The organism is Luteimonas sp. e5 (genome assembly GCF_054031035.1).
On sequence record NZ_JBSTRX010000003.1, the window covers coordinates 202,700 to 225,481 of the forward strand.

Here is a 22,782-nt window from a genome sequence, read left to right on the forward strand (position 1 = left end):
CGGCCTTTTCATTGCATGTGATCGCTCAGCCCAGCGCGGCATCCACTTCGGCACGCATGCGCGCGATCACCGCGGCATAGTCGGGCTGGCCGAAGATCGCCGAGCCGGCAACGAAGGTATCGGCACCGGCGGCGGCGATCCGGCCGATGTTGTCGGGCTTGACGCCGCCATCGATCTGCAGCCGGATCGACTTGCCGCAGGCATCGATCCGCGCCCGCACCGCGCGCAGCTTGTCCAGCGTGGCATCAATGAAAGCCTGCCCGCCGAAGCCCGGGTTGACCGACATCAGCAGCACGTGGTCGAGATCGTCCAGCACCCAGTCCAGCACTTCAACGGGCGTGGCCGGGTTCAGCACCAGCCCGGCCTGGCAGCCGCGCGACTTGATCAGCTGCACGCTGCGGTGCACGTGGCGGCTGGCCTCGGGATGGAAGCTGATCAGGCTGGCGCCGGCATCGGCGAACATCGGGATGATCGCGTCCACCGGCTCGACCATCAGATGCACGTCGATCGGCGCGCTCACGCCGTGCTTGCGCAGCGCTTCGCAGACCAGCGGGCCGATGGTCAGGTTGGGCACGTAATGGTTGTCCATCACGTCGAAATGCACCCAGTCGGCACCGGCGGCGAGCACGGTGTCGACTTCCTCGCCGAGGCGGGCGAAGTCGGCGGAAAGGATCGAGGGGGCGATCACGGTCGATTGGCGGCTCATCGGCGACGGCTCCGCAGTTGCTGGATGCGATCCCAGGCGGCATTGATTTCACGCGCCTTCTTCTCCGCCTGCGCGCGCAACTCCGGCGCGGCATCGGCGTACTTGTCGGGATGGTATTGCGACATCAGGCGCCGGTAGGCGCGTTCGAGTTCGGCATCGCTGGCCTCGGCGCCGAGGCCGAGCACACGGTACGGCCGTTGGCGTTGGCCGATGCCGAACCAGTCGGCATCGAAGGCATGCCCGATCAGCCCGCCCAGCAGCAGGCCGAACAAGGGCTGCACGCGCAGCAGCAGGGCGCCGGCCAGCGCGCCGAGGATTTTCCCGTACCAGCGGTTCATGCGCGCATTCTAGCCGGCGCCAGACCGTACACTGTCAGCCCACTTGGGAGAAGCCGCTTGAGCACCACCCTGATCGAATCCGACCTGCCCGGCCTCGACCTGCTGCATCGCGGCAAGGTGCGTGACGTGTTCGACCTGGGCGACGGGCGCCTGCTGATGGTGGCGAGCGACCGCCTGTCCGCCTTCGACGTGGTGCTGCCGGACCCGATCCCCGGCAAGGGCGAGATGCTGACGCAGATCAGCAACTTCTGGTTCGACAAGACCGCGCACCTGATGCCGAACCACCTGACGCATGATCCGGTGGAGAGTGTGCTGCCGGCCGGCGTGGATGCGGCGCTGTATGCGCAGCGCGCGGTGGTGACGCGCAAGCTGACCCCGCTGCCGGTGGAATGCATCGCACGCGGCTATCTGATCGGCAGCGGCTGGAAGGACTATCAGGCCAGCGGCGCGGTCAGCGGCATCGCCCTGCCGCCCGGCCTGCGCCAGGCCGAACAACTGGCCGAACCGATCTTCACGCCCTCGACCAAGGCCGCGGTCGGCGACCACGACGAGAACATCGACTTCGAGCAGGCCGCCAACCTGGTCGGCCGCGAACGCGCCGAGGCGCTGCGCGAGGCGACCCTCGCGCTGTACCGCTTCGCCCGCGACTACGCCGCCGGTCGCGGCATCCTGCTGGCGGATACCAAATTCGAATTCGGCACCGACGAGGATGGCCGGCTGTACGTCATGGACGAGATGCTGACGCCCGATTCCAGCCGCTGGTGGCCGGCGGAGGAGTACGCCGTCGGCAGCAGCCCGCCGAGCTACGACAAGCAGATCGTGCGCGACCATCTGGAAACGCTGGACTGGGACAAGACCCCACCCGGCCCGCGCCTGCCCGCCGAGGTGATCGAGCGCACCCGCGCGCGCTACGCCGAGGCACTGCATCGGCTGGCCGGTATCGAGGTCGCCTGAGGTGCGCGGCGCCACTGGCGACGGGCAGCGCCCGATCGAGCGCTGGTTCGCGCACTATGCCGACGACCACCGCGACGCGCTGAACCAGAAGCTGCACGTGGTCTGCGTGCCGCTGATCCTGTGGTCGGTGATCGCGCTGCTGTGGTGCATCCCGGTGCCCGGCACGCTGTTCGGCCCCGGCGCCTGGGCGGCGCTGGCGATGTTCATGACCTGGTCGTTCTACTACCGCCATTCGCGGCCGTTGGGCATGGGCATGCTGGCGGTGTTCGTGCTGCTGGCGTGGAGCACGCGCGCGCTGCACCTGGCACTGGGCCCGGGCCTGCTCGCCGCGCTGGCGCTGGGCGTGTTCGTGCTGGCCTGGCTGGGCCAGTTCATCGGCCACCATCACGAAGGCCGGCGCCCCAGTTTCCTCACCGATCTCACCTACCTGCTGATCGGCCCTCTGTGGGTGTTGAACAAGCTCTATCGCCGGCTGGGCTGGAACTACTGACATGAACAGCCGAACGCCGCTTGGCGGGCGCGACCTCGCCCTGCTCCTTCTGGTTTGCGTGGTGTGGGCGCTGAACTTCCTGACCTCGGCGATCAGTCTGCGCGAAATCCCGCCGTTCACCTTCACCCTGATGCGCTTCGCGGTGCTCGGCCTCGCGCTGGTGGTGTTCCTGCGTCCGGCGCCGCCCGGGCAGGGGCTGCGCCTGCTGCTGGTCTCGCTGCTGATCGGCGTGGTGCACTTTTCGCTCAGCTTCCTCTCGCTGTACCTGTCCGGTGACCTGACCTCGCCGGCGATCGTGCTGCAGAGCTACATCCCGATGACCACGCTGCTGGCCTGGGTCTGGCTCGGCGAGAAGTTCGGCTGGCGCACCGGCAGCGCGATCGGGCTCAGCTTTCTCGGCGTGCTGGTGCTGGGTCTGGATCCGCAGGTGCTGGCCAAGCCGCTGGCGCTGTTGACCATGCTCGCCTCGGCATTGGCACTGGCCGTGGCCACGGTGATGATGCGGCGCATCCAAGGCGTGAGCATGCTCAACCAGCAGGCGTGGATGGCGGCGGCCAGCGTGCTGCCGCTGCTGGCGATCAGCCTGTGGCTGGAACCGGGCGCGCTGGCCCGGTTGCCCACTGCCAGCGCTGCCGCGTGGATCGGCGTGGCCTATGCCGCGCTCGCCTCGTCCCTGCTCGGCCATGGCATCTACTACCAACTGGTGCAGCGCCATCCGGTGGCGACGCTGATGCCGTGGCTGCAACTGGTGCCGGTGATCGCGGTGGGACTGGGTGTGGTGTTCTGGGGCGACCGGCCCGGCGCGCGCGTGCTCATCGGCGGCGCGATGGTGGTCGGCGGCGTGCTGCTGATCGCGTTGCGCATGCTGGCGCGACAGCGCGAGGCACCCGTTCCCCGGGCATGAGCATGCACATTGGCATGCATCAGGACGAAACGGATTCGAACTGTGCCGCCTCGGGCCGGAACGGGCGCGGCGCATAGCCAAGCTCGCGCCGCGCCGGCTCGGCATCGAATACCAGGTCCTGACACAGACGCGCCTGCATCGCCGGGCTGAACCCTTCAAGGCGACCGCTGCGGCGCACCAGCGCGACCAGCAGCGCGAACAGGGCCGGCGGCACCCGATGCAGGCGTGGCGACGGATCGAGCACTGCCAGCGTGCGTTGCACCATCTGCGCATAGCCCAGGGTTTCGCCACCGGGAAGGTCATAGGCCCGCACCCCGCCCGCTTCGTCCTGCAATGCGGCGATGGCGGCCGCGGCAAGATCCTCCGCGTGCACCGGCTGGCGCAGGCCATTGGCATCGCTGGGCAGCACGAAGCGGCCATGCCGCCGCGCCAGGGCGACGATCCGTGCCAGGCTGCGATCCCCGCCACGGCCATAGATCAGCGTCGGCCTGAGCAGGTCGAGGCCACTGCCGCGCTCGCGGCAGGCGGCGGCAAGCCGGGCTTCGGCGGCGGCCAGACGCGCGGCAAGTTCGCGCTCTGCGGCATCGGGGGAGTCGTGCTTGACGTGCACGCTGGTGGAACCGAACGCGACCACGCGCGCGGGATCAAGATCGCTGCCCGCGAACCATTCGGCGAACGCATCCAGCGGCCCGCAGCTGGCGATCATCGCCGGACGCGCGGGCAGCACCGGCATCGATTGCAGCCAGCCGGGCAGCCAGGTGAGGCGCGCGCGTGGCGGCATCGCCGCGGCCTGGCGCGATACCGCCAGCACCTGCGCGCCACCGGCCAGCAGGCGTTCGATCAATGGTGCACCGATCACCCCGCTGCCACCAAAGACCAGCACGGGATTCACGCGTGGCTCCGGTGCGGGGACGGCGCGGCGCACATCCGGCAAGCATACGCCAGCCACCGTGCTGCAGCGACGCAACGCACGCGGCTAAACTTGACGCAACGCCACGACAGACCGAGAACGCATGAGCGCATCCGCCTGCCCGAAGCCGCCTGCCGCGATCCTGCTGGCTACCGACCTCAGTGCACGTTCCGATCGCGCCTTCGACCGCGCCCTGCAACTGGCCGAACAATGGAAAGCGCGCCTGGTATTGCTCACCGTGCTGCCGCAGGAATCGAGCTTCAGCCGACCCAATCATTACCAGCGCGATGACGAGGACGAGGACGATGCACCGACCGTGGCCGAACTGGTCGAGGAGCGCATCCGTGCCGAGTTGCCGGACACGCCGGTCGAGATCGATGTGCGCGTGGAAGCGCCCGGGCACGTCGGCCAGGCCGCGGCGCGGGTGGCGGCGGAAACCGGCTGCGGACTGATCGTCACCGGCATCGCGCGCAGCGATTCGATGCAGCGCATCGCAATGGGTTCGACCCTGGTCTGGCTCAGCCGTCATGCGGAGATCCCGGTACTGGCGGTGCAGCAGCGCCCGCGTGGACCCTACCAGCGCATGCTGGTGGCGAGCGACCTGTCCGATTCCTCGGCGACGGCACTGCGTGTGGCCAGTGGCTGGTTCGCCCAACTGCCATCGCCGCTGCTGCTGCACGCCGGCGACATGGCGCTGCGCGAGATGACCAGCGGCAATGCCGCGCAACGCGAAGCGGCTGCCGCGCAGGCTCGCGATGAAGCTGGGAAAGCCCTCAAGCAATGGCGCGACGAGGTGCTGCCCGCGGCGCAGGCCAAGCGCTGGCGGATGCGGGTCGAGATCAGCAATCCGATCCGCCTGCTGCGCCAGGCCGCACTGGACGAGAACGTGCAACTGGCGGTGATCGCCTCGCACGGGCGCACGCGTCTGGCCGATGCGCTGATCGGCAGTGTCGCCAAGCGTCTGCTGGAAACCGCCATCACCGACATGCTGATCGTGCGCGGCTGAGCGCGCGAGCGGCCCGCGAAGGGCGAATGCGGGGCTTCGGCTAAGATTGGCGGCCGGGCGCGCCGCCGCCGCTCCATCACGCCGACCTTCCCTGCATGCTGTTGCCCGTCCTGCTGTGCCTGCCGTTCCTCGCTGCCCTGTTGATGCCCTTCGTCGGCAGCAGGCGCCAGGCGGCATGGCTGGCGGCCTCGGCGCCGCTGCTCGGGCTGCTGCTGCTGGCGCGCTTCGCGCCGCGGGTGATGAGCGAAGCGGTGCCCTACTTCCACCAGCCTTGGCTGCCGTCGCTGGGGTTGGATCTGTCGCTGCGCATGGACGGGCTGGCGTGGATGTTCGCGCTGCTGGTGCTCGCCATCGGTGCGCTGATCGTGCTGTACGCGGCCTATTACCTCAGCCCGAAGGACAGCGCGCGGCGCTTCTTCGGCTACCTGCTGCTGTTCATGGGCGCGATGCTTGGCCTGGTCATCGCCGGCAACCTGCTGCTGATGGTGGTGTTCTGGGAGCTGACCTCGATCAGTTCGTTCCTGCTGATCGGCTTCTGGTCACAGCAGCGCGATGCCCGCCGCGGCGCGCGCATGGCGCTGTCGATCACCGCGATGGGCGGACTGGCGCTGCTCGGTGGCGCGGTATTGATCGGCCAGGTGGTGGGCAGTTACGAGCTGGATGCGGTGCTCGCCGCCGGCGATCAGATCCGCGCCGATGCACGCTATCCGGCGATCGTGCTGCTGGTGCTGGCCGGCGTGTTCACCAAGAGCGCGCAGTTCCCGTTCCAGTTCTGGCTGCCGCAGGCGATGGCGGCACCGACGCCGGTTTCCGCCTATCTGCACTCGGCGACCATGGTCAAGGCCGGCGTGTTCCTGCTGGCACGGCTGTACCCGATACTCTCCGGCAGCGACCTGTTCTTCTGGCTGGTCAGCGGCGTGGGCGCGGCAACCCTGCTGATCGGCGCCTGGGCGGCGATCTTCCAGCATGACCTCAAGGGCCTGCTGGCGTATTCGACCATCTCGCACCTGGGTCTGATCACCCTGCTGTTCGGCCTGTCGCGGCCGCTGGCGGTGGTCGCGGCGCTGTTCCACATCCTCAATCACGCCACCTTCAAGGCCGGCCTGTTCATGGCCGCCGGCATCATCGACCACGAAACCGGCACCCGCGACATGCGCCGGCTGGGCAACCTGCGGCACTACCTGCCCTATACCAGCGTGCTGGCGATCATCGCCAGTCTGGCGATGGCCGGCATCCCGCTGCTCAACGGCTTCCTGTCCAAGGAAATGTTCTTCGCCCAGGCACTGGAGCTGCCCGGCGATGGCGCGCGCCTTGCATTCGCGCTGGTCGCCTTCGCCGCCGGCGCGCTGGGTGTGGCCTACAGCCTGCGCTTCGTGCATGACACCTTCTTCGGCACCGGTCCGCGCCGGGTCAATCGCGAGATCCACGAACCGCCGCGCTTCATGCGCGTGCCGGTGGCAATCCTGGTGGTGCTGTGCCTCGCCGTCGGCGTGGCCCCGGGACTGACCGTGGCACCGGTGCTGGCGGCCGCGGTGCACGGCGTGCTCGGCAGCAAAGCGCCGGAGTACAGCCTCGCGCTGTGGCATGGCATCAACCCGCCGCTGCTGATGAGCGCAGGCGGGCTGGTGGTCGGCATCGGCCTGTACTTCGCGCTGCGCCGCTGGTGGGATCTGCATGCGCGCGAGAACATCGCGCGCGGTCGACGCCTGTTCGAATGGAACGTCGACACCCTGTTCAACCTTGCGCAGCGCTTCACCAGCCACGTCGCCGATGGCGGACTGCGGCGCAGCCTGGCGTGGCTGCTGATGGTCGCACTGGTGGTCGGCGTGGCTCCTTATCTTGCCGGCGAAGCGCTGCCGACCGGACGCGTGGTGCAAGGCCAGCCGATGCCGATCCTCGGCTGGATGCTGTGGGCGGTCCTGCTGCTGGCGGTGTTCGGCACGCTGGCCGTGCACCGGCGACGCATGACCGCGCTGATCGTGATCGGCGCGGTGGGCCTGATGGTCAGCCTCACGTTCGCCTTCCTCTCCGCACCCGACCTCGCGCTGACCCAGCTGCTGGTGGAGATGGTCACCATCGCGCTGATGATGATGGCGCTGAACTACCTGCCCAAGGAATCCGGCCCGACCCTGAGCCGGCCACGCAAATGGCGCGACATCGGACTGGCGACGCTGGCCGGCGGCGGTGTCGGCGCACTGGCCTGGGCGATGATGACCCGGCCCAGCCAGACCATCGCCGGCGAGCTACTTGCGCGCTCGCTGCCGGAGGCGCATGGCCGCAACGTGGTCAACGTGATCCTGGTCGATTTCCGCGGCCTCGACACACTGGGCGAAATCGCCGTGTTCGGCATCGCCGCACTGGTCGTGCATGCGCTGCTCAAATGGGCGCGCCTGCCGCCCGATGAGGTGGTGCCCGGCCCGCCGGTGTCGCTGCCGATCCCGGCCGATCTCACCCAGCTGCTGTTCCCGCTGACCCTGACGGTGTCGTTCTTCCTGTTCCTGCGCGGACACAATGCGCCGGGCGGCGGCTTCATCGCCGGGCTCGCGATCGCGGTGCCGGTGCTGGTCAAATACGTGCTGCAGGGCGCGCGCTCGGTGGAGGCGACGTTCGGCTTCGACTACCTGCGCGGGATCGGCCTGGGCCTGATCGTCGCGGTGCTGGGCGGTCTCGGCTCGCTGCTGTTCCAGCTGCCGTTCCTCACCAGTGGCTACATCGCACCGAGCCTGCCGCTGATCGGCGAGCTGCCGCTGGCCAGCGCACTGGTGTTCGATACCGGCGTGTACCTGGTGGTGTTCTGCGGCGCGCTGCTGATGCTTTCCACCCTGGGCACGGTGCGTCACCGCTACCGCGCCGCGGGAGACGCGCCATGATGGAACTGGCCATGGCCATCGCCATCGGCGTGCTCACCGGTGCCGGCGTGTACCTGATGCTGCGTGCGCGCACCTTCGACGTCATCCTCGGCCTGACCCTGCTCTCCTACGCCACCAACCTGCTGATCTTCTCGGCCGGACGGCTGACCCCGGGCAAGCCGCCACTATTGCGCGATGGCGTGGCCGCCAACCTCGCCAACCACACCGACCCGCTGCCGCAGGCACTGGTGTTGACCGCGATCGTGATCGCATTCGCGATGACTGCGGTCACCGTGGTGGTGGCGATGCGCGAGCGCGCCGACCTGCATTGCGACCATGTCGATGGCGAGGAACCAGACGATCGCGCGGAGGATGGGCCATGAACCATCTGCTGATCGCGCCGATCCTGATCCCGCTGCTGTGCGGCGCGCTGCTGCTGTTGCTGGAGCGCCGCCACGATGCGCGCGTGCTGCGCATCGGCGCCTGGGTCGGCATGGCCGCGCTGCTGCTGGCATCGCTGGCGCTGCTGCGGCAGACACTGGATGGCAGCATCGGCGTGTACCTGGTCGGTGACTGGCCATCGCGCCTGGGCATCACCTTGGTCGGTGACCGCCTCGGCAGCACGCTGGTGCTCACCACCTGCCTGCTCGCCATTCCCTGCCTGCTGCATGCAGGCGCCGGCTGGGACATGCGCGCACCGCACTTCCATCCGCTGTTCCAGTTCCAGCTGGCCGGGCTCAATGGCGCCTTCCTCACCGGCGACCTGTTCAACCTGTTCGTGTTCTTCGAGGTGCTGCTGATCGCCTCCTACGGCCTGCTGCTTTCGGGCGCGCGCGGGCTGCGCATCAAGGCCGGCTTGCATTACGTGGTGTTCAACATCGCCGCATCGACCCTGTTCCTGATCGCACTCGGCCTGCTCTACGGCATGCTCGGCACGCTCAACATGGCCGAAATGGCCGCGCGGATCGGCCAGGTGCCTGCGGCTGACCAGGCCTTGCTGCGTGCCTCGGGCGGCCTGGTGCTGGTGGTGTTCTGCGCCAAGGCGGCGCTGCTGCCGATGTACACCTGGTTGCCGGAGACCTACTCCCGCGCACCGGCGGTGGTGGCGGCACTGTTCGCAATCATGACCAAGGTCGGCCTGTACGCGGTGCTGCGCGTGGGTGCGCTGATGTTCGGCGCTGCGGCCGGCGCACTCGACGGCCTCGCCTGGGACTGGCTGCTGCCCGCCGGCATCCTCACCGTGGTGCTGGCCTCGCTGGGCGTGGTCGGCGCCACCCTGTTGCGCATCGGCGTGGCCTACCTCGTGCTGCTCTCCGCCGGCACCCTGTTCATCGCCTTCGCCCTGCACACTCCGGCGACCATCGGCGCCGGCCTGTACTACCTGCCGCACAGCGCGTTCGCCGCCGCGGCGCTGTTCCTGATCGCCGAACTGATCCAGCGCGTGCGCGGCGACAGCGGCGATGACCTGTTGCACCGCGGGCCGATTGCCGCCAAGCCGGTGCTCGGCACGCTCTACCTGCTGGCCGGGGTGGCGCTGGTGGGCCTGCCGCCGCTGTCGGGCTTCATCGGCAAGCTGGCGCTGCTGCAGGCCACGCCCGACGGCATGCAGGGCTGGGTCTGGGCGGCGGTGCTGGGCAGCAGCCTGCTGACCCTGGTCGGCGTCACCCGCATCGGCACCCGCGTGTTCTGGCGCGTCGAACCACGCCCGACCACCGCCGCGCCGCCACCGTTGCCACGCCGCGTGGAGCTGGCCGCCATCTTCATCCTCATGCTCTACGTGTTCGCGATGAGCCTCGCCGCCGAGCCGCTGCTGCGCCATGCCCGTGCCACCGCCAGCCAGACGCTGGATGCCGAGGCCTACATCCATGCCATCGGCAGCGCCCGGCCCTTGATCCGGGAGCCCTCGCCATGAAGCGGCGCCTGCTGCCCTCCATCCCGCAGAGCCTGACCGTATTCCTGTTCTGGCTGCTGCTGGTGGAAACCATCGACGCCGGCAACGTGCTGCTGGCGCTGCTGCTGGCGTGGCTGCTGCCGCTGGTGGCGGCGCGGCTGGAACGCGAGTTCGCCCGCCTCGGCCAGTTGCGCCACCTGCCGTTCCTCGTCCTGTTGCTGCTGTGGGACGTGCTGCGCGCCAACTTCACCGTGGCCCGGCAGATCCTTGGCCGTACCTCCACGCTGCGCTCGGATTTCATCTGGGTGCCGCTGGAGCTGACCAACATCCATGGCATCTCCGCGCTGGCCAGCCTGATCACCCTGACCCCGGGCACGGTGTCGGCCGAACTGGCGCCCGACCGCCGCCATCTCCTGGTGCATTGCCTCAACGTCGACGACAAGCAGGCGATGATCCGCGAGATCAAGACCCGTTACGAAGCGCCGATGCTGAAGGTGTTCCCATGATCGAAACCGCGATTGACCTGGCCATGCTGGTGGTCGCGCTGGGCATGCTGATCGCGTTGTGGCGATTGCTGCGTGGCCCCGGCGCACCCGACCGCATCCTCGCACTGGACACGCTGTACGTGTCCGGCATCGCCGAACTCATCCTGCTGGGCATGCGCGAGCGCAGCGAAACCTATTTCGAAGCGGCGCTGATCATCGCCATGCTCGGCTTCTTCGGCACCGTGGTGCTGTCCAAATACGTCATCCGCCGGGACATCGTGGAATGAGCGGCGTGATCGAATGGCTGGTGCTGGGCCTGCTCGCGGTTGGTGCCGCGTTCGCCTTCCTCGGCTCGTTCGCGCTGGTGCGGCTGAAGACCTTTTTCCAGCGCCTGCACGGCCCGACCAAGGCCAGCACGCTGGGCGTGGGCTGCCTGTTGATGGCCTCGGTGCTCTACCACTGGCACGTCGGCAACGGCCTGCACCCGCGCGAACTGCTGATTACCGTCTTCCTGTTCCTGACCGCGCCGGTCTCCGCCCACATGATGGCGAAGGCGGCGCTGTCACTGGCCAATGAGCGCCAGCGCCCGATGCCGCCGCCGGGTGAAGGCGTGGAAGCCTCCGACCCCGGCGATGAATCAAGCGGCGAATAGAGAATAGACCGACGTCAAACGGCCTCAGCTGCAGCCCTCGACCCAGTCCACCTGCGGCTCGTGACCGACGCGCCAGCCGCTGACTTTGCCGGCCTCATCGGTTTCGAACACCAGCACCGACGTGCCATCGACCACGCGCAGGTAATGCCCGCCGCTGACATAGACATGCGGCTCGGCCTTGACCTTGCCCGGATACAGCGCCTCGATCTGCTGCCGATCCATCCCGGGCTTGCCACCACCCGGCGCCACGAGCTGCGAGTCCGGCATCGTCGTGTAACGCACGAAGCGACCCTCATCGAACATGAACGCCACACCCGGATGTCCCGAGCCATCGGTCGGCGCCATGTGCCTGCAGGTACTGCCCTCCATCGGCTCGTCCGCCTTCAGCTCGCCATCCCAGGCCGCGCGGAACGCCGCCTCGTCCATCCCCAAGCGAACATCGGCATACCCGTCCCAACGCGCCGGCCCCGAACCCTGCTCCGGCACAGCCGGCGCCTCGCCACCGCCTTGATCATCCGCAGCGCGCTCGGCCGGGGCTGACTCTGCTGGCGACGTTGCTTGGACTGACTCATCCGAAGGCGCCGGCGCGGGCGAGCACCCCACCGCCAGGCCCATCGCCACCACCAACGTACACAAACCAATCTGCTTCATCACGTCACCTGCTTGCCTGAAACGAGCCCCTATTGCACGCGGTGGTGGCTGAACGTGGGTGTGATGGGGCATCCGGCAATCACTGGCACCTTGGAGCAACGCCATGCGGACCCGCGACTGGTCTGGTACACCGCGGCTCATCTTGGGCGTCACCGGCCCTTCTGCCTGCTCGGCAGTGGAAATGAGAAGCGAACACAAAATTTCCTCAGCAACTTTGGCAGTTGTGGAAGCCAACCCGATCCATACGAAGCAGCTTTGCTGCGGCCCAGCCAGCCGCGGAAGGGTAGTGCTGACCATTACTTTGCGCTAGAGTGAGTCCTAAAAATTAAAAGTATACATAAAATGGCCTGTATCTATTAGCCTGTATCTATTAGCTGGGGTCTGAGCCATGGAGCGCACCTGTCTCATCTTCTGCGACAGCACTCTTGCAACCTTGTTCAACCACACAGTCCGGAGGCGTCATGAATGACCGCGCAAAAGGGTTCCGCAAGACGATCGCTGCCTTCATCAGTGAGCGTCACACCGACGCGCTGAAGAAGGCCGACGGCAAAGAAAAGGATCCGTCGGCGTTGGCAGCGAGATACGACTACGACACGTGGCTCGCAGACGCTGCGCGCCGGGTGAGTCAGATCCAGGCTGCCACCCATGTCCTGAAGGCCACGCACCCCGACGCCAAAGGCAGCAGCCTGTACATCCCCCCTTCCAACCTGCCGAGCCAACCGGAAGTCGCCTCCCATGCCCTGGGTGAGACGTTCGCGGAGGATATCGTCGGCAACGCAGCCGCGTTGGATGTCTACAAGTTCCTTAAAATCGAGCACGACGGAAAGCGGCTGTTCGATTGGTTGCGGAACGAAGACCCGGACCTGCGGGCTGCGCTGGCAAAAGATCCGGATGTTGCGACCGCCCACATGACGGCGTTCCGCTCACTGATACGTCAAAGCGAAGCGTTTGCATCCCACGCCAATGCAAAACAGGTTTACTGGTGCGTCGGCCAAGACCCCACGGATAACAGCCACTATCACCTGCTGCAGCCGATGTTTCCCAGCAGCCTGCTGCACGCCGTGCATCAGAAAATCCAGTACAGCCGCTTTGACCCATCCATGGTGGAAGCCCGCAAGGCGCGCCGCGAAAAACGACCAGACAGTCTAGTTATCCCGGAGCATCGGCAGCTCGCGACCCGCAAGCTGGGCGGCACGAAACCACAGAATATCTCCCAGCTCAACAGCGACCGGGGCGGTGTCAACTACCTGTTAGCCTCGCTTCCGCCATCTTGGAATCAAGACCATCCTCGCCGATTCCTGCATATTGACTCGGCGATCCCTCGCATTATCCATTTTGACGATGTCAAGAAGCAGCTGGATGTGCTGTTGTCTCACCTGCAATCCTACGAGCAACGGCGCCATCCGGAACAGCAGAAACGAAAGCGTCTGGAACAGCGCCTCGGAGCCACACTGGCCGCGTTCGGCACCGCCACCTCGCTGTTGTTTGAACCCGGTTGGACGCGCCAGCCCGAATGCAAACTGCCGCTTGTCGAGAAGGTGTGGCTCGATCCCGGCCGAACAGCGCTTCCAGTGCGGCAGGAGGAAGATGCCAGAGCCGACGACGAGGCTTTCCTCCTCGAGTTCGGAAAACAGGACTGGCCGGATGAGATCGCATCACGCTTCGCCGAATGGTTGAACCAATGGCTTCGGGAGCGCGGCATGCCAATGGGAGACGTGGAACTGCGGCATTGGGCTCGCCAGGCAATCATTGCAAGCACGAGCTGGCCCAGCCCCGTTCGGCGCGACCTGCCGGAAAAGCGCAGCTGGGCATCGGAGGCCAGGCAATGACACATCACCCGGAATACGACCACCTGCTGGTGTTGCCACGACTGCAGGTTCAAAACGCCAATGCCATCTCCAGCCCGTTGACCCATGGGTTCCCGGCAATCACGGCCTTCATCGGCCTGAAATGGGCATTGCAGCGGCTGCTGCGACGCGAGGGCCTCGGAGATATTCGTTTGACCGCAGTCGGCGTCATCTGCCACCAGCATCAGGAACTTACAACCACCAGCGGTTACACCCGGACTTTCAGTCTGACGCGCAACCCGATCCTCCCAACAGGGAAAACGGCGGCAATTGTCGAAGAGGGCCGGATTCACCTGGATATCAGCTTGGTATTCGGCGTAGCGACATCGTCGCTTGGCCTGGACCCGGAAGCAGACGCCGCCTTGGCGCAGCGCATCCTGCAGTTGCTCGGATCATTGCGGATAGCCGGCGGAAGCCAACTTCCCCCCGGCAATCGCACCCATCCGTTCTGGGTGGCGTTGACCGGTGATGCCGAGGGCCGGGAAACACTGTTCCGACACGCCATGCTCCGGCTCCTGCCCGGCTATGCACTGGTACTTCGAGATGATCTTCTGTCGGCCGCGCTGACTGAAGCAAGAAGGCACGACGGCGATGCCACCGTCCTGGATGCGTGGCTGGCGCGCTCGTCGTGGCGCCACTGGTACGACGAAAACCTTGGTGCCTGGACGCATAATCGACTGAAGGGCAGCGGCTGGATCGTCCCCATTCCTGTCGGGTATACCGCGCTGACCGACCTTCAAGCTCCGGGGAGCGTCAAAAACGCCCGAGACATGGATACACCATTTCGCTTTGTCGAGGGTCTCTATTCGCTCGGTCAGTGGATAGGACCACATCAGCTCCAGAGCCCGGAACAACTGCTGTGGTATCCGTTGACCGACGCTGACGGTGGCTGCTACCGCTGCCGCAATGAATACATAACAGCCACGCTTCCAGACGACACCTTCGACAGCGAAGACCTCTTCAAACAGACACCCACTGGAGAACAGTCATGAGCATCAAGAATCCATCCGTACTCGCCTTTGAACGCAAGCTCGACCCTTCCGATGCCACCCTGTACTCCGGCCGTTGGGACGATCGCGACGACAGTGCGAAATGGTTACCTGTCCGACTTCGCGAAAAATCCGTTCGCGGCACCATCTCCAACCGACTGAAGGCCGGTGCTCAGGATCCGGCCAAGCTGGATGCGGCCATCGACAAGCCCAACCTGCAAACCGTGGATGTCGCTGCCCTGCCGATGACCGCTGACACCGTGCGCGTGAGCTTCACGCTGCGCGTATTGCCCGGCTTGGGCGAACCATCCGCATGCAACGAAGCCAACTACCGCCTCAAGCTGATCGAATTGGTGAAAACCTATGCAGACACGCATGGTTTTGATGAGCTTGCCAACCGCTACGCCACCAACCTCGCAAACGCACGCTTCTTGTGGCGCAACCGTGTCGGTGCCGAGCAGATCGAAGTCCGAATTGATCGGCTACAGGATGGTCAGGCCCACGAACTGGCCACCTTTGATGCGTTGACCTTCTCGCTGCGCGACCTTGACGTTCCCGAGGCCGCGCAAGCATCCCTGAAAAAGGTTTCAAACATGATTCGCTTGGGACTGTCCGGGGAAGAGCACGTGCTGTTGCAGGTCACGGCCTTTGCGCGCGTGGGTGAAGGTCAAGAAGTCTTCCCATCCCAAGAGTTGATTCTTGCCCGTGGCAGCGGCGACAAGAGCAAGACCTTGTACGCGATCGGCCCCGAAGGAGACCAAGTCGCAGCCATGCATTCGCAGAAGATCGGCAATGCCATCCGAACCATCGATACCTGGTATCAGGAGGCGGACGCCAACGGACCGATTGCAGTTGAGCCCTATGGCTCGGTGACCACACAGGGCAAGGCCTATCGTCAACCCCGTGGCAGCAAGGATGATTTTTATACCTTGTTCGACGGATGGATGCTCAAGGACAAACAGCCCCCGACCCAACAGCAACACTTCGTGATGGCGGTTCTTGTGCGCGGCGGCGTCTTCGGTGAGGGCTGACATGGAATCCTATGTCGAGTTCGCACTGCTCCCAGATGACGAGTTTCCCCTCAATCTGTTGATGGATGCATTCCTGGCGAAGCTTCATCGCAATTTGGTTCAAGCTGGCTCCGCGGACGTCGGAGCCAGCTTTCCCGGCTGGCGCAGTGGCGAGTATCCGACACTCGGAACAGTGATCCGCTTGCACGGAACCGATGCACGCATGCATGCATTGATGGAAAGCAATTGGCTGCAGGGCATGCGGGACCACTTGCGTGTGGAAGGCCCGCGACAAATTCCTGCGCAACACCACCACCTCAAAGTGGAGCGCCAAGCACCAAAAAGCGCCCACAACATGCGCAAGCGTGCGATGCGACGCCATGGCCTCACATTGGCCGAGGCGGAAAAACGTATTCCCAGCAATGCGGGAGATCGCCTGGACCTGCCATTCACCATGCAACGCAGCTCCAGCACCGGGCAACGCTACCCCTTGTTCGTGAGCCAAATAGTGATTGACCAGCCCACTACAGGCGCCTTCAACAGCTACGCATTGAGCGTGGGCGGAACCGTACCCGGGTTCTGACCCAAAATCCGACGCACATACCAAAGTCTTTTTGAATCAATACCTTGCAGCACACGCAACAACAAAGGTTGTGGCGACCAATGATCACTTGATCTTTGAAAACTCAATGGCTTACGATTCGCTGACTCTAGTTCACTGCCGCACAGGCAGCTGAGAAAAAGCTCAATGCTGCCCGCGCCGAATCCACCGAGTTCACTGCCGCACAGGCAGCTGAGAAAATCTATGGCGCTCTGCACATTGCGGTGGCGGTGTTCACTGCCGCACAGGCAGCTGAGAAAAGCACCATCGTGGACGAACGCGGGGCAGCAGCGTTCACTGCCGCACAGGCAGCTGAGAAAAGTACCCTCGCGCCGGCCCGGTCGGGCGAGGCGTTCACTGCCGCACAGGCAGCTGAGAAATTAATGTCACGCACGTCGAACGTCAGCCTCATGTTCACTGCCGCACAGGCAGCTGAGAAATGTCCCGTGATGATGCACGCCGCGTGCGCATAGTTCACTGCCGCACAGGCAGCTGAGAAAAGGATCATGCGCTCGGCACCCTGCACGACCATGTTCACTGCCGCACAGGCAGCTGAGAAAAAGCGTGCGGCGATCTGCATTGGGTTGATGGCGTTCACTGCCGCACAGGCAGCTGAGAAAAAGCAGACCCGATGCGCTCGATCCAGCCGACAGTTCACTGCCGCACAGGCAGCTGAGAAATGCTGCTGCGCCGCTTCGCGCAGTGCCCCAACGTTCACTGCCGCACAGGCAGCTGAGAAATTGTTGAATGCGCGCAGCCCGGTCTTGAGCTGGTTCACTGCCGCACAGGCAGCTGAGAAAAGTCGCTGTTCTACGGCGATCCGAACGCCACGGTTCACTGCCGCACAGGCAGCTGAGAAACGCCGGCGTCGGGGTGCCTGACCATGCCGTATGTTCACTGCCGCACAGGCAGCTGAGAAATGCCCCTGGCCGATGCGCTGGAAGATCATCACGTTCACTGCCGCACAGGCAGCTGAGAAAATGACCCGCCACCTGCGCCACCACCCGGCCAGCGTTCACTGCCGCACAGGCAGCTGAGAAAATTGGCGCACCTCACCGACGGGATAGCCCATGGTTCACTGCCGCACAGGCAGCTGAGAAAATGAATCGGTCGGACACTCAGTAACGCATCGAGTTCACTGCCGCACAGGCAGCTGAGAAATACATCGCCGATCCGGATGACGCCGCGCCCGTGTTCACTGCCGCACAGGCAGCTGAGAAAATCGCGCACGGTCGCCTCATCGATGCGGCTCGGTTCACTGCCGCACAGGCAGCTGAGAAATGCAGCACCTCCTGCGTCGGGCGCATCTGCCCGTTCACTGCCGCACAGGCAGCTGAGAAAAGAGGCAGCCCCTGCATCATCGTCGACGTGAGGTTCACTGCCGCACAGGCAGCTGAGAAATGCGGCGGGTTGGCGGCCATGTGCTCGGCCACGTTCACTGCCGCACAGGCAGCTGAGAAATGACTGGAAGCCCGTCGGTGTCAACACCCTCGGTTCACTGCCGCACAGGCAGCTGAGAAAACCGCACCAGCGATGTCGCCGCTCTTGACCGCGTTCACTGCCGCACAGGCAGCTGAGAAAAAGCGGCTCACGCGCATGCTGCCGGCGCGTCTGTTCACTGCCGCACAGGCAGCTGAGAAAACTCGACGTGCGTCTCCGCCTCGCCGTGATGCGTTCACTGCCGCACAGGCAGCTGAGAAAAATTCCGGGCCGTACCGACCGGGAATGAGATCGTTCACTGCCGCACAGGCAGCTGAGAAAATCCTCGGATCACCCGAAGATGGCACCCTTCAGTTCACTGCCGCACAGGCAGCTGAGAAATGCATGCCGAGGGATTCGGCCTGTGCGCCACCGTTCACTGCCGCACAGGCAGCTGAGAAATGATTTCGACGAGAACCCGCAGCCGACGCCAAGTTCACTGCCGCACAGGCAGCTGAGAAATCGATAGACGAAATCAGGCGGCGGCGCTGCGCGTTCACTGCCGCACAGGCAGCCAACCTTTGCTTGGGCGGGCGGCTCCGTCACGAGGCACGTGCGAAACCCAGCACCGGATGCCAGTACCAGCGCGCGATTTGGTTCTTGCCCGGCGCGCGGACATTGGCAATCGTGAAGCGTTCTGCGGCAGCGTGCAGCGTCATCCCCTCGGTGTCAGCCAACTTCTCCAGCAACTGCATCATGTCTGGCTGCATCCATGGCTCGATACCTGGACCCAACCGTTCATTCAGGTTCAAGTGCTGCACGGAGGATTCGGCCGGCGTGTAAATCGCTTCGCTCCTGCCGCGCCGGCGCTCTTCATGTACTCGATGGATGATCAGCTGTTCGCCATCGTCATCAGGGAGAAAAACCAACGTCTCGTCGCCTGCGCCTTCCTGTGCCCGGAACGGCTGCTGCTGAGGCAATACCCACGTCAAGCCCGAGCGTGGTGTAGCCCACGCACTGGCTGCGTTGAGGGCGTTCGACTTCAAGGGCCGCATCAGCAGTTGCATGCGGAAATGCTCGAGATCGACAAGGTAGCGCCGTGGCTCAAGCGTCTGTTTCGACTCAAGCTGGATACGCGGCCGCGCATCAATCCCCTGCCACTCCTGCGGCCGCAACAACTCCTTGAGGGGGCACGATGGCAGCCTGAGTGGTTCCTTCAGGTATGACGCCCTCTCCTCTTCAAACCCGGGGCGGATGAATGCTGCCTTTCCTGGCTTCTCGAAGTGGCGAAGATTACGTTCGAAGATCAAAACATTCGGTAGTCCACACCCGGGCTTTCGGTGCCGACGAACCCGCCCGGCCAGTTGGATCAGCGAGCGCATAGAGGAAGGTTCGACGACAGCCCAGTCATAGTCGTGATCACGTCCGACTTCGGCCACTGGGCTGGCAAGCACGACAAACACATGCTCCTGGGCTTCGCTGGCATCCAGGGCAGCGCGAACCCTTGGATGATTGAACACTCTCCTCTCGTCCCGACGATCCAGAACCTCGTCGAGCTCACGCTCGATCTCCGACCGCAACAGCAACGGGAAGCGCGAGTGGTAAACACAAAGATGCATGCGAGTGCCCGCGGGTGCTCCGTGCTCAAACAACTCCAAGGCAACTTCCTGCAAAGGCTCGATATTTGCCATGCGTACCAAGCCGAAGCTGATCCGCTTCCCCGTCTTCGGATCAGCTTCCGCATGAGCTGCATGCGCCTGCTGGATCGCGTTGCCCACCGCTATGGAAAACTCCTGTCGGATACCGGGTTTGGTTTTCGCCTTGATGTCGAGCGGCAGAATCTCGCCGATGCGCTTGACACCACCCTGCTCAGCGTCTTTTTTCAACGCTCGGACACGAGTGTTGACGAAGTCAGCATGCGCGGCGGAATACCGAGCTTGATCGCTGCAATCAACCGATGCCGACTTGAACTCGTCTACCCACATGCAGGGGACGTCCGGTGGCGGCAACGCCTGGCCGCCACCGCAGCCGCGATTCCGCTGGTACTGCATTCGCCCGTGCCGGTAGGCGTCGAACAAACCGCTGACCAGATCAGGCGGCAAGGTCGCCGATGACAACAGCACCCTTGCGCCCAGCATGCCGGCCCAATGCACCAGCCGGGCCAAAGCCGGCAGATCACTCAAATCAAAGTCGTCAGGCTCATCCAGCACGAGGTCGCCGCTCATCAGGCGCAACATCGGCGCAATCTGGCGACCGGAACGCTGCGCCTCGGTTGCCGGGGTCAGATGATCGATGGTGCAGACAAGAACCGGAGCGCTCAACAGGCGGGCAATACGCTGATCATCCATTGCCATGCGCAACAGCGGGTGATTGGCGTGGTTGCCCTCATAAAGGACCGCGCCATCCTCCTCCATCAGAGCTTGCGTGGAAGCCGAACCCAGGCGCTCCGCCTCGGCCATGTGGTATTCGAACAGCTGCCGGCTGGCCGAGCCACCCACGCGAATCGCGATCTGCTCGTCTTGCAACCCGAGGTCCTTCTGGAAGGAGCGACCGGTCTGCAACGTCAATGTGCGCAGGCCAACCGCAAAGCTGCAACGCATGCCATGTTGCGGGTCCGCAAGTGCATACATGATGCGGGCGTTGGCGATGGTCTTGCCTCGCCCGGTCGATGCCATGTTGACGATGAAAGCGCCGTGCTCGACCGTTCGCTCGCGTATCGACTCGGCCAAGTCGAAGGCCTTGTCCTGCCAGCGAAACGCGTCATGCGAAGAGCGCTTGCGCAGCGAACGATGCAACAGGCGTGGCAAATGCCTGCTGAAGCCCGGCAGAGTGCGGACAATCATCGCCGCATCACCTGCCACTCCCAACAAGTGTTCATCAAGCGCCTGCTTGAGTCGCCCTGACGTGTCGGTGTTGGCATGCAAGGAACAAGCCTCGTCGCCCGAAACGCGAAGATGCGAATCCGGTGCAAGCGACGAGTAATGGTGATCGGCCAGCATCAGGCTCATGCGGGCGACATGCATCACATAAGGATTGGACAGCCAATCGCCCTTGCCGGGCTTCCCGGTCAACTCCAGAAGCCGCTGCGCAAGCTTGGCCGCGCATGCGCGCCACTTCGGCAAGGTGACGGGCAGCACTCCAGCCATCGTCCAGTAAGGCGCAATGTCTTCGACTGATGCCGCGCTCCGGATCTCATTCCAGTCATGCCGCATTTCCGACAGCAACTCATGCAGGCGTTCGACATCGTTGAACTCCCGGGACCGGCTCCCCAACCACTGCTGCTCGTCACTCCCCGGCCTGTTCACCGGCAGGGTCGGCAAGCGATGGTGCGTCACCACCAACCACGCCACGGCTGCGGCCAATGGTGGCAAGCCTGTGAATGGTCGTGGCGCCTTGGGGTCGAGGCCATCACGCCAGAAGCGATCGGCCGACAACCACAACGTGTCGCTTTCGGGGTCGGCAGTGGCCAGCCGCTGCAACCATCCACTGTCATCATCCTGACCGACGAAAGCCAGGAAAAGTCGCAGCGACACCCACTCGTGGCGATACAAGTTGCGATCAAACGAGCCGCTGCGCAGCCGCTTCTGGAAGGCAACGCTGGCTTTCCCCAAGTCATGCAACAGCGCAGCCAGCTGCGCCAGAAGGCTGATGTCCTCCGCGGTATGCCAGTCATCTTCATCCGATCCGCGCAGCACATCCCGCGCGGTCGTGTTGGTGGGTACGGCCCCCTGCGCGTTGAAGCGTCGCGCATCACCGACAATCCACAACAGCTCGGAATGATCCCGCCCACGGATCCAGTGGCAGGCAACCGCGGTGTTCTTGCGCGCACCCTTGCGCAACAGACGCCTCAGCGTATTCAAGCCTTCCATGGTGATGGGTGTCTGCCAGGTTCGTTCGCCCCGGCGTTCGGCGAACTGATCCAGGATGCGTCGCGTCTGGTTGATGGCTCGCCCACTGCACTCGGATACCAGGAGGATGTTCATTCGCGCCCGACGTCCCCCGCCACGCGTTTCAGGGTTTCAATCATCAGGTCCAAGGCCTCCATGCGTGTCAGCTGTTCAATGCACGCTTGGCGAAATGCCTGCTCTTCGTCCCCTCGCATGGCCGAGATGAATGCTTGCGGCAAAATCGCTGCATCCTTGACCAGATCGGCAACATCAAACACCAACCCACCACGGCGCGTCTTGCCATGCAGCACAGCAAGGCCGTGTGGCAGGCCCAGCACCCAAGTGGCGCTGGCCGCCAGGCCATATGCCAGATAGTTCCCGTGATCGAGAAAGCGATTGGCCGGATCGGTACCACTGCCGCGCTTGGCGCGCGTGAAGTGACCATAACGCGTTGTCTGTGCCGCCAGTCGGAACAAGGCCTTGGTCAGCCGTGCCTCCTCCGTCAACAAGCTTGTGACATCACAGGAAGAATCGATTGCATGTGATGACGCGTCCAGCAAGCCGTTCAACGTGCCAAGGTCAGGCTCGAAACCGGCATCACGAAGCAACCTCGACTTCGACCATTGCTCATGAATACATGCCAGTCGAGCCTTCTGGATGGCCTTTGCCGCAGCCAGCCGCTTGCGCTCGTCAAACCAGAAGCCGACCCATGCCTGCAGGTACTCGGTAGGCCGATACTCACTTTGCGGGGAAAACCACGCCACTTCGATATCGACCTCGGTGGCCGAAAACAACGGCGTACCACCTCCTCCACAGAAACCCACCAAAACGCCGGCCTTGGCCAGTTCGCGCATCGCGGCCTGGGTGATGGACGTGCCGGTACCCAGCATGACGACCGACGTATTGGCGATGGGGATGTTCCAGTACAAGGAACGCTTTCCGGCATCAGTCACGTACTCGACCCGGCCACCGTTGACCAGCACTCTGCAATGCTGCAGGTAGTAAATGTTGGCCCGCTTGGACAGCAGGATGGACTTCAGGTCGGTGGGCGAAAGGTCATCCAACACTCTTCCTCGTGATCCCTTGAGAACAGGATAGCCGTAGCACCTGCAAACTCGGCACTTCAGTCCCCATCGAAGGACTCTCGGCTCACCCGAGGCAGCACAGGATCCCTTGTGAGAAATCGAGCCACA

The 22,782-nt window shown here is 64.4% G+C and carries 20 protein-coding genes and 1 CRISPR repeat array; of the genes, 14 read left to right on the forward strand and 6 right to left on the reverse strand.

The window, feature by feature from the left end:
• Positions 1–25 precede the first annotated feature (25 nt).
• Entirely contained in the window at positions 26–706 is a 681-nt protein-coding gene (gene rpe, locus ACW11F_RS10040) for a ribulose-phosphate 3-epimerase (RefSeq protein WP_456996765.1), read from the reverse strand.
• The gene (locus ACW11F_RS10045; RefSeq protein WP_456996766.1) at positions 703–1,044 is read right to left on the reverse strand and encodes a J domain-containing protein; all 342 of its coding nucleotides are present in this window, start codon (positions 1,042–1,044) and stop codon (positions 703–705) included. The genes rpe and ACW11F_RS10045 overlap by 4 nt, the downstream gene beginning before the upstream one ends.
• A gap of 57 nt (positions 1,045–1,101) precedes the next feature.
• Between ACW11F_RS10045 and ACW11F_RS10050 the strand changes: the two genes are divergently transcribed.
• The 3 genes from ACW11F_RS10050 to ACW11F_RS10060 are packed head-to-tail and all read left to right on the forward strand — an operon-like array spanning position 1,102 to position 3,392.
• A complete protein-coding gene (locus ACW11F_RS10050) occupies positions 1,102–1,998 on the forward strand; it encodes a phosphoribosylaminoimidazolesuccinocarboxamide synthase (protein WP_456996767.1) in 897 nt (298 codons plus the stop codon).
• A gap of 1 nt (position 1,999) precedes the next feature.
• Positions 2,000–2,488: an Mpo1 family 2-hydroxy fatty acid dioxygenase gene (locus ACW11F_RS10055; RefSeq protein WP_456996768.1), complete on the forward strand. Its 489-nt coding sequence runs from the start codon at positions 2,000–2,002 to the stop codon at positions 2,486–2,488.
• 1 nt (position 2,489) lies between these two features.
• Complete coding sequence (locus tag ACW11F_RS10060) at positions 2,490–3,392, forward strand: DMT family transporter (protein WP_456996769.1); 903 nt, start codon at positions 2,490–2,492, stop codon at positions 3,390–3,392.
• A gap of 19 nt (positions 3,393–3,411) precedes the next feature.
• Here the strand turns inward: ACW11F_RS10060 and ACW11F_RS10065 are convergent, their stop codons facing one another.
• Positions 3,412–4,284, reverse strand: a complete 873-nt coding sequence (locus ACW11F_RS10065; RefSeq protein WP_456996770.1) for an NAD-dependent epimerase/dehydratase family protein — start codon at positions 4,282–4,284, stop codon at positions 3,412–3,414.
• A 121-nt stretch (positions 4,285–4,405) separates the two neighbouring features.
• Here ACW11F_RS10065 and ACW11F_RS10070 point away from each other — a divergent pair, with 121 nt between their 5' ends.
• From ACW11F_RS10070 to ACW11F_RS10100, 7 genes are all read left to right on the forward strand, one after another.
• Entirely contained in the window at positions 4,406–5,308 is a 903-nt protein-coding gene (locus ACW11F_RS10070; RefSeq protein WP_456996771.1) for a universal stress protein, read from the forward strand.
• A 95-nt stretch (positions 5,309–5,403) separates the two neighbouring features.
• Complete coding sequence (locus tag ACW11F_RS10075; RefSeq protein ID WP_456996772.1) at positions 5,404–8,178, forward strand: monovalent cation/H+ antiporter subunit A; 2,775 nt, start codon at positions 5,404–5,406, stop codon at positions 8,176–8,178.
• Positions 8,178–8,540 carry a Na+/H+ antiporter subunit C gene (locus tag ACW11F_RS10080; RefSeq protein ID WP_456997092.1) on the forward strand — a complete coding sequence of 121 codons (363 nt, stop codon included), beginning with the start codon at positions 8,178–8,180 and terminating at the stop codon, positions 8,538–8,540. The genes ACW11F_RS10075 and ACW11F_RS10080 overlap by 1 nt, the downstream gene beginning before the upstream one ends.
• On the forward strand, positions 8,537–10,069 hold the full coding sequence (locus tag ACW11F_RS10085; protein WP_456996773.1) for a monovalent cation/H+ antiporter subunit D: 1,533 nt from the start codon (positions 8,537–8,539) through the stop codon (positions 10,067–10,069). Before ACW11F_RS10080 ends, ACW11F_RS10085 begins: the two co-directional genes overlap by 4 nt.
• Positions 10,066–10,554: a Na+/H+ antiporter subunit E gene (locus tag ACW11F_RS10090; protein WP_456996774.1), complete on the forward strand. Its 489-nt coding sequence runs from the start codon at positions 10,066–10,068 to the stop codon at positions 10,552–10,554. The genes ACW11F_RS10085 and ACW11F_RS10090 overlap by 4 nt, the downstream gene beginning before the upstream one ends.
• Entirely contained in the window at positions 10,551–10,820 is a 270-nt protein-coding gene (locus ACW11F_RS10095) for a K+/H+ antiporter subunit F (RefSeq protein ID WP_456996775.1), read from the forward strand. The genes ACW11F_RS10090 and ACW11F_RS10095 overlap by 4 nt, the downstream gene beginning before the upstream one ends.
• Positions 10,817–11,185, forward strand: a complete 369-nt coding sequence (locus tag ACW11F_RS10100; protein WP_456996776.1) for a Na+/H+ antiporter subunit G — start codon at positions 10,817–10,819, stop codon at positions 11,183–11,185. The genes ACW11F_RS10095 and ACW11F_RS10100 overlap by 4 nt, the downstream gene beginning before the upstream one ends.
• Positions 11,186–11,209: 24 nt before the next feature.
• Here the strand turns inward: ACW11F_RS10100 and ACW11F_RS10105 are convergent, their stop codons facing one another.
• The gene (locus tag ACW11F_RS10105; RefSeq protein WP_456996777.1) at positions 11,210–11,617 is read right to left on the reverse strand and encodes a lectin; all 408 of its coding nucleotides are present in this window, start codon (positions 11,615–11,617) and stop codon (positions 11,210–11,212) included.
• A gap of 680 nt (positions 11,618–12,297) precedes the next feature.
• On the opposite strand from ACW11F_RS10105, the gene csy1 reads away from it, so the two are divergent.
• The 4 genes from csy1 to cas6f are packed head-to-tail and all read left to right on the forward strand — an operon-like array spanning position 12,298 to position 16,265.
• Positions 12,298–13,665: a type I-F CRISPR-associated protein Csy1 gene (gene csy1 / locus ACW11F_RS10110; protein WP_456996778.1), complete on the forward strand. Its 1,368-nt coding sequence runs from the start codon at positions 12,298–12,300 to the stop codon at positions 13,663–13,665.
• Positions 13,662–14,675 (forward strand): type I-F CRISPR-associated protein Csy2, encoded by a 1,014-nt coding sequence (gene csy2 / locus ACW11F_RS10115; RefSeq protein ID WP_456996779.1) that lies wholly within the window; start codon positions 13,662–13,664, stop codon positions 14,673–14,675. Before csy1 ends, csy2 begins: the two co-directional genes overlap by 4 nt.
• Positions 14,672–15,703: a type I-F CRISPR-associated protein Csy3 gene (csy3, locus tag ACW11F_RS10120; RefSeq protein WP_456996780.1), complete on the forward strand. Its 1,032-nt coding sequence runs from the start codon at positions 14,672–14,674 to the stop codon at positions 15,701–15,703. The genes csy2 and csy3 overlap by 4 nt, the downstream gene beginning before the upstream one ends.
• Before the next feature lies 1 nt (position 15,704).
• Entirely contained in the window at positions 15,705–16,265 is a 561-nt protein-coding gene (gene cas6f / locus ACW11F_RS10125; protein WP_456996782.1) for a type I-F CRISPR-associated endoribonuclease Cas6/Csy4, read from the forward strand.
• 130 nt (positions 16,266–16,395) lie between these two features.
• A CRISPR array of direct repeats spans positions 16,396–18,224; the repeat unit is 28 nt; unit sequence GTTCACTGCCGCACAGGCAGCTGAGAAA.
• A gap of 80 nt (positions 18,225–18,304) precedes the next feature.
• Here the strand turns inward: cas6f and cas3f are convergent.
• Complete coding sequence (cas3f, locus tag ACW11F_RS10130; RefSeq protein WP_456996783.1) at positions 18,305–21,685, reverse strand: type I-F CRISPR-associated helicase Cas3f; 3,381 nt, start codon at positions 21,683–21,685, stop codon at positions 18,305–18,307.
• Positions 21,682–22,653, reverse strand: coding sequence for a type I-F CRISPR-associated endonuclease Cas1f (cas1f, locus tag ACW11F_RS10135; protein WP_456996784.1), 972 nt, complete (start codon positions 22,651–22,653; stop codon positions 21,682–21,684). The genes cas3f and cas1f overlap by 4 nt, the downstream gene beginning before the upstream one ends.
• Positions 22,654–22,782: the final 129 nt, after the last annotated feature.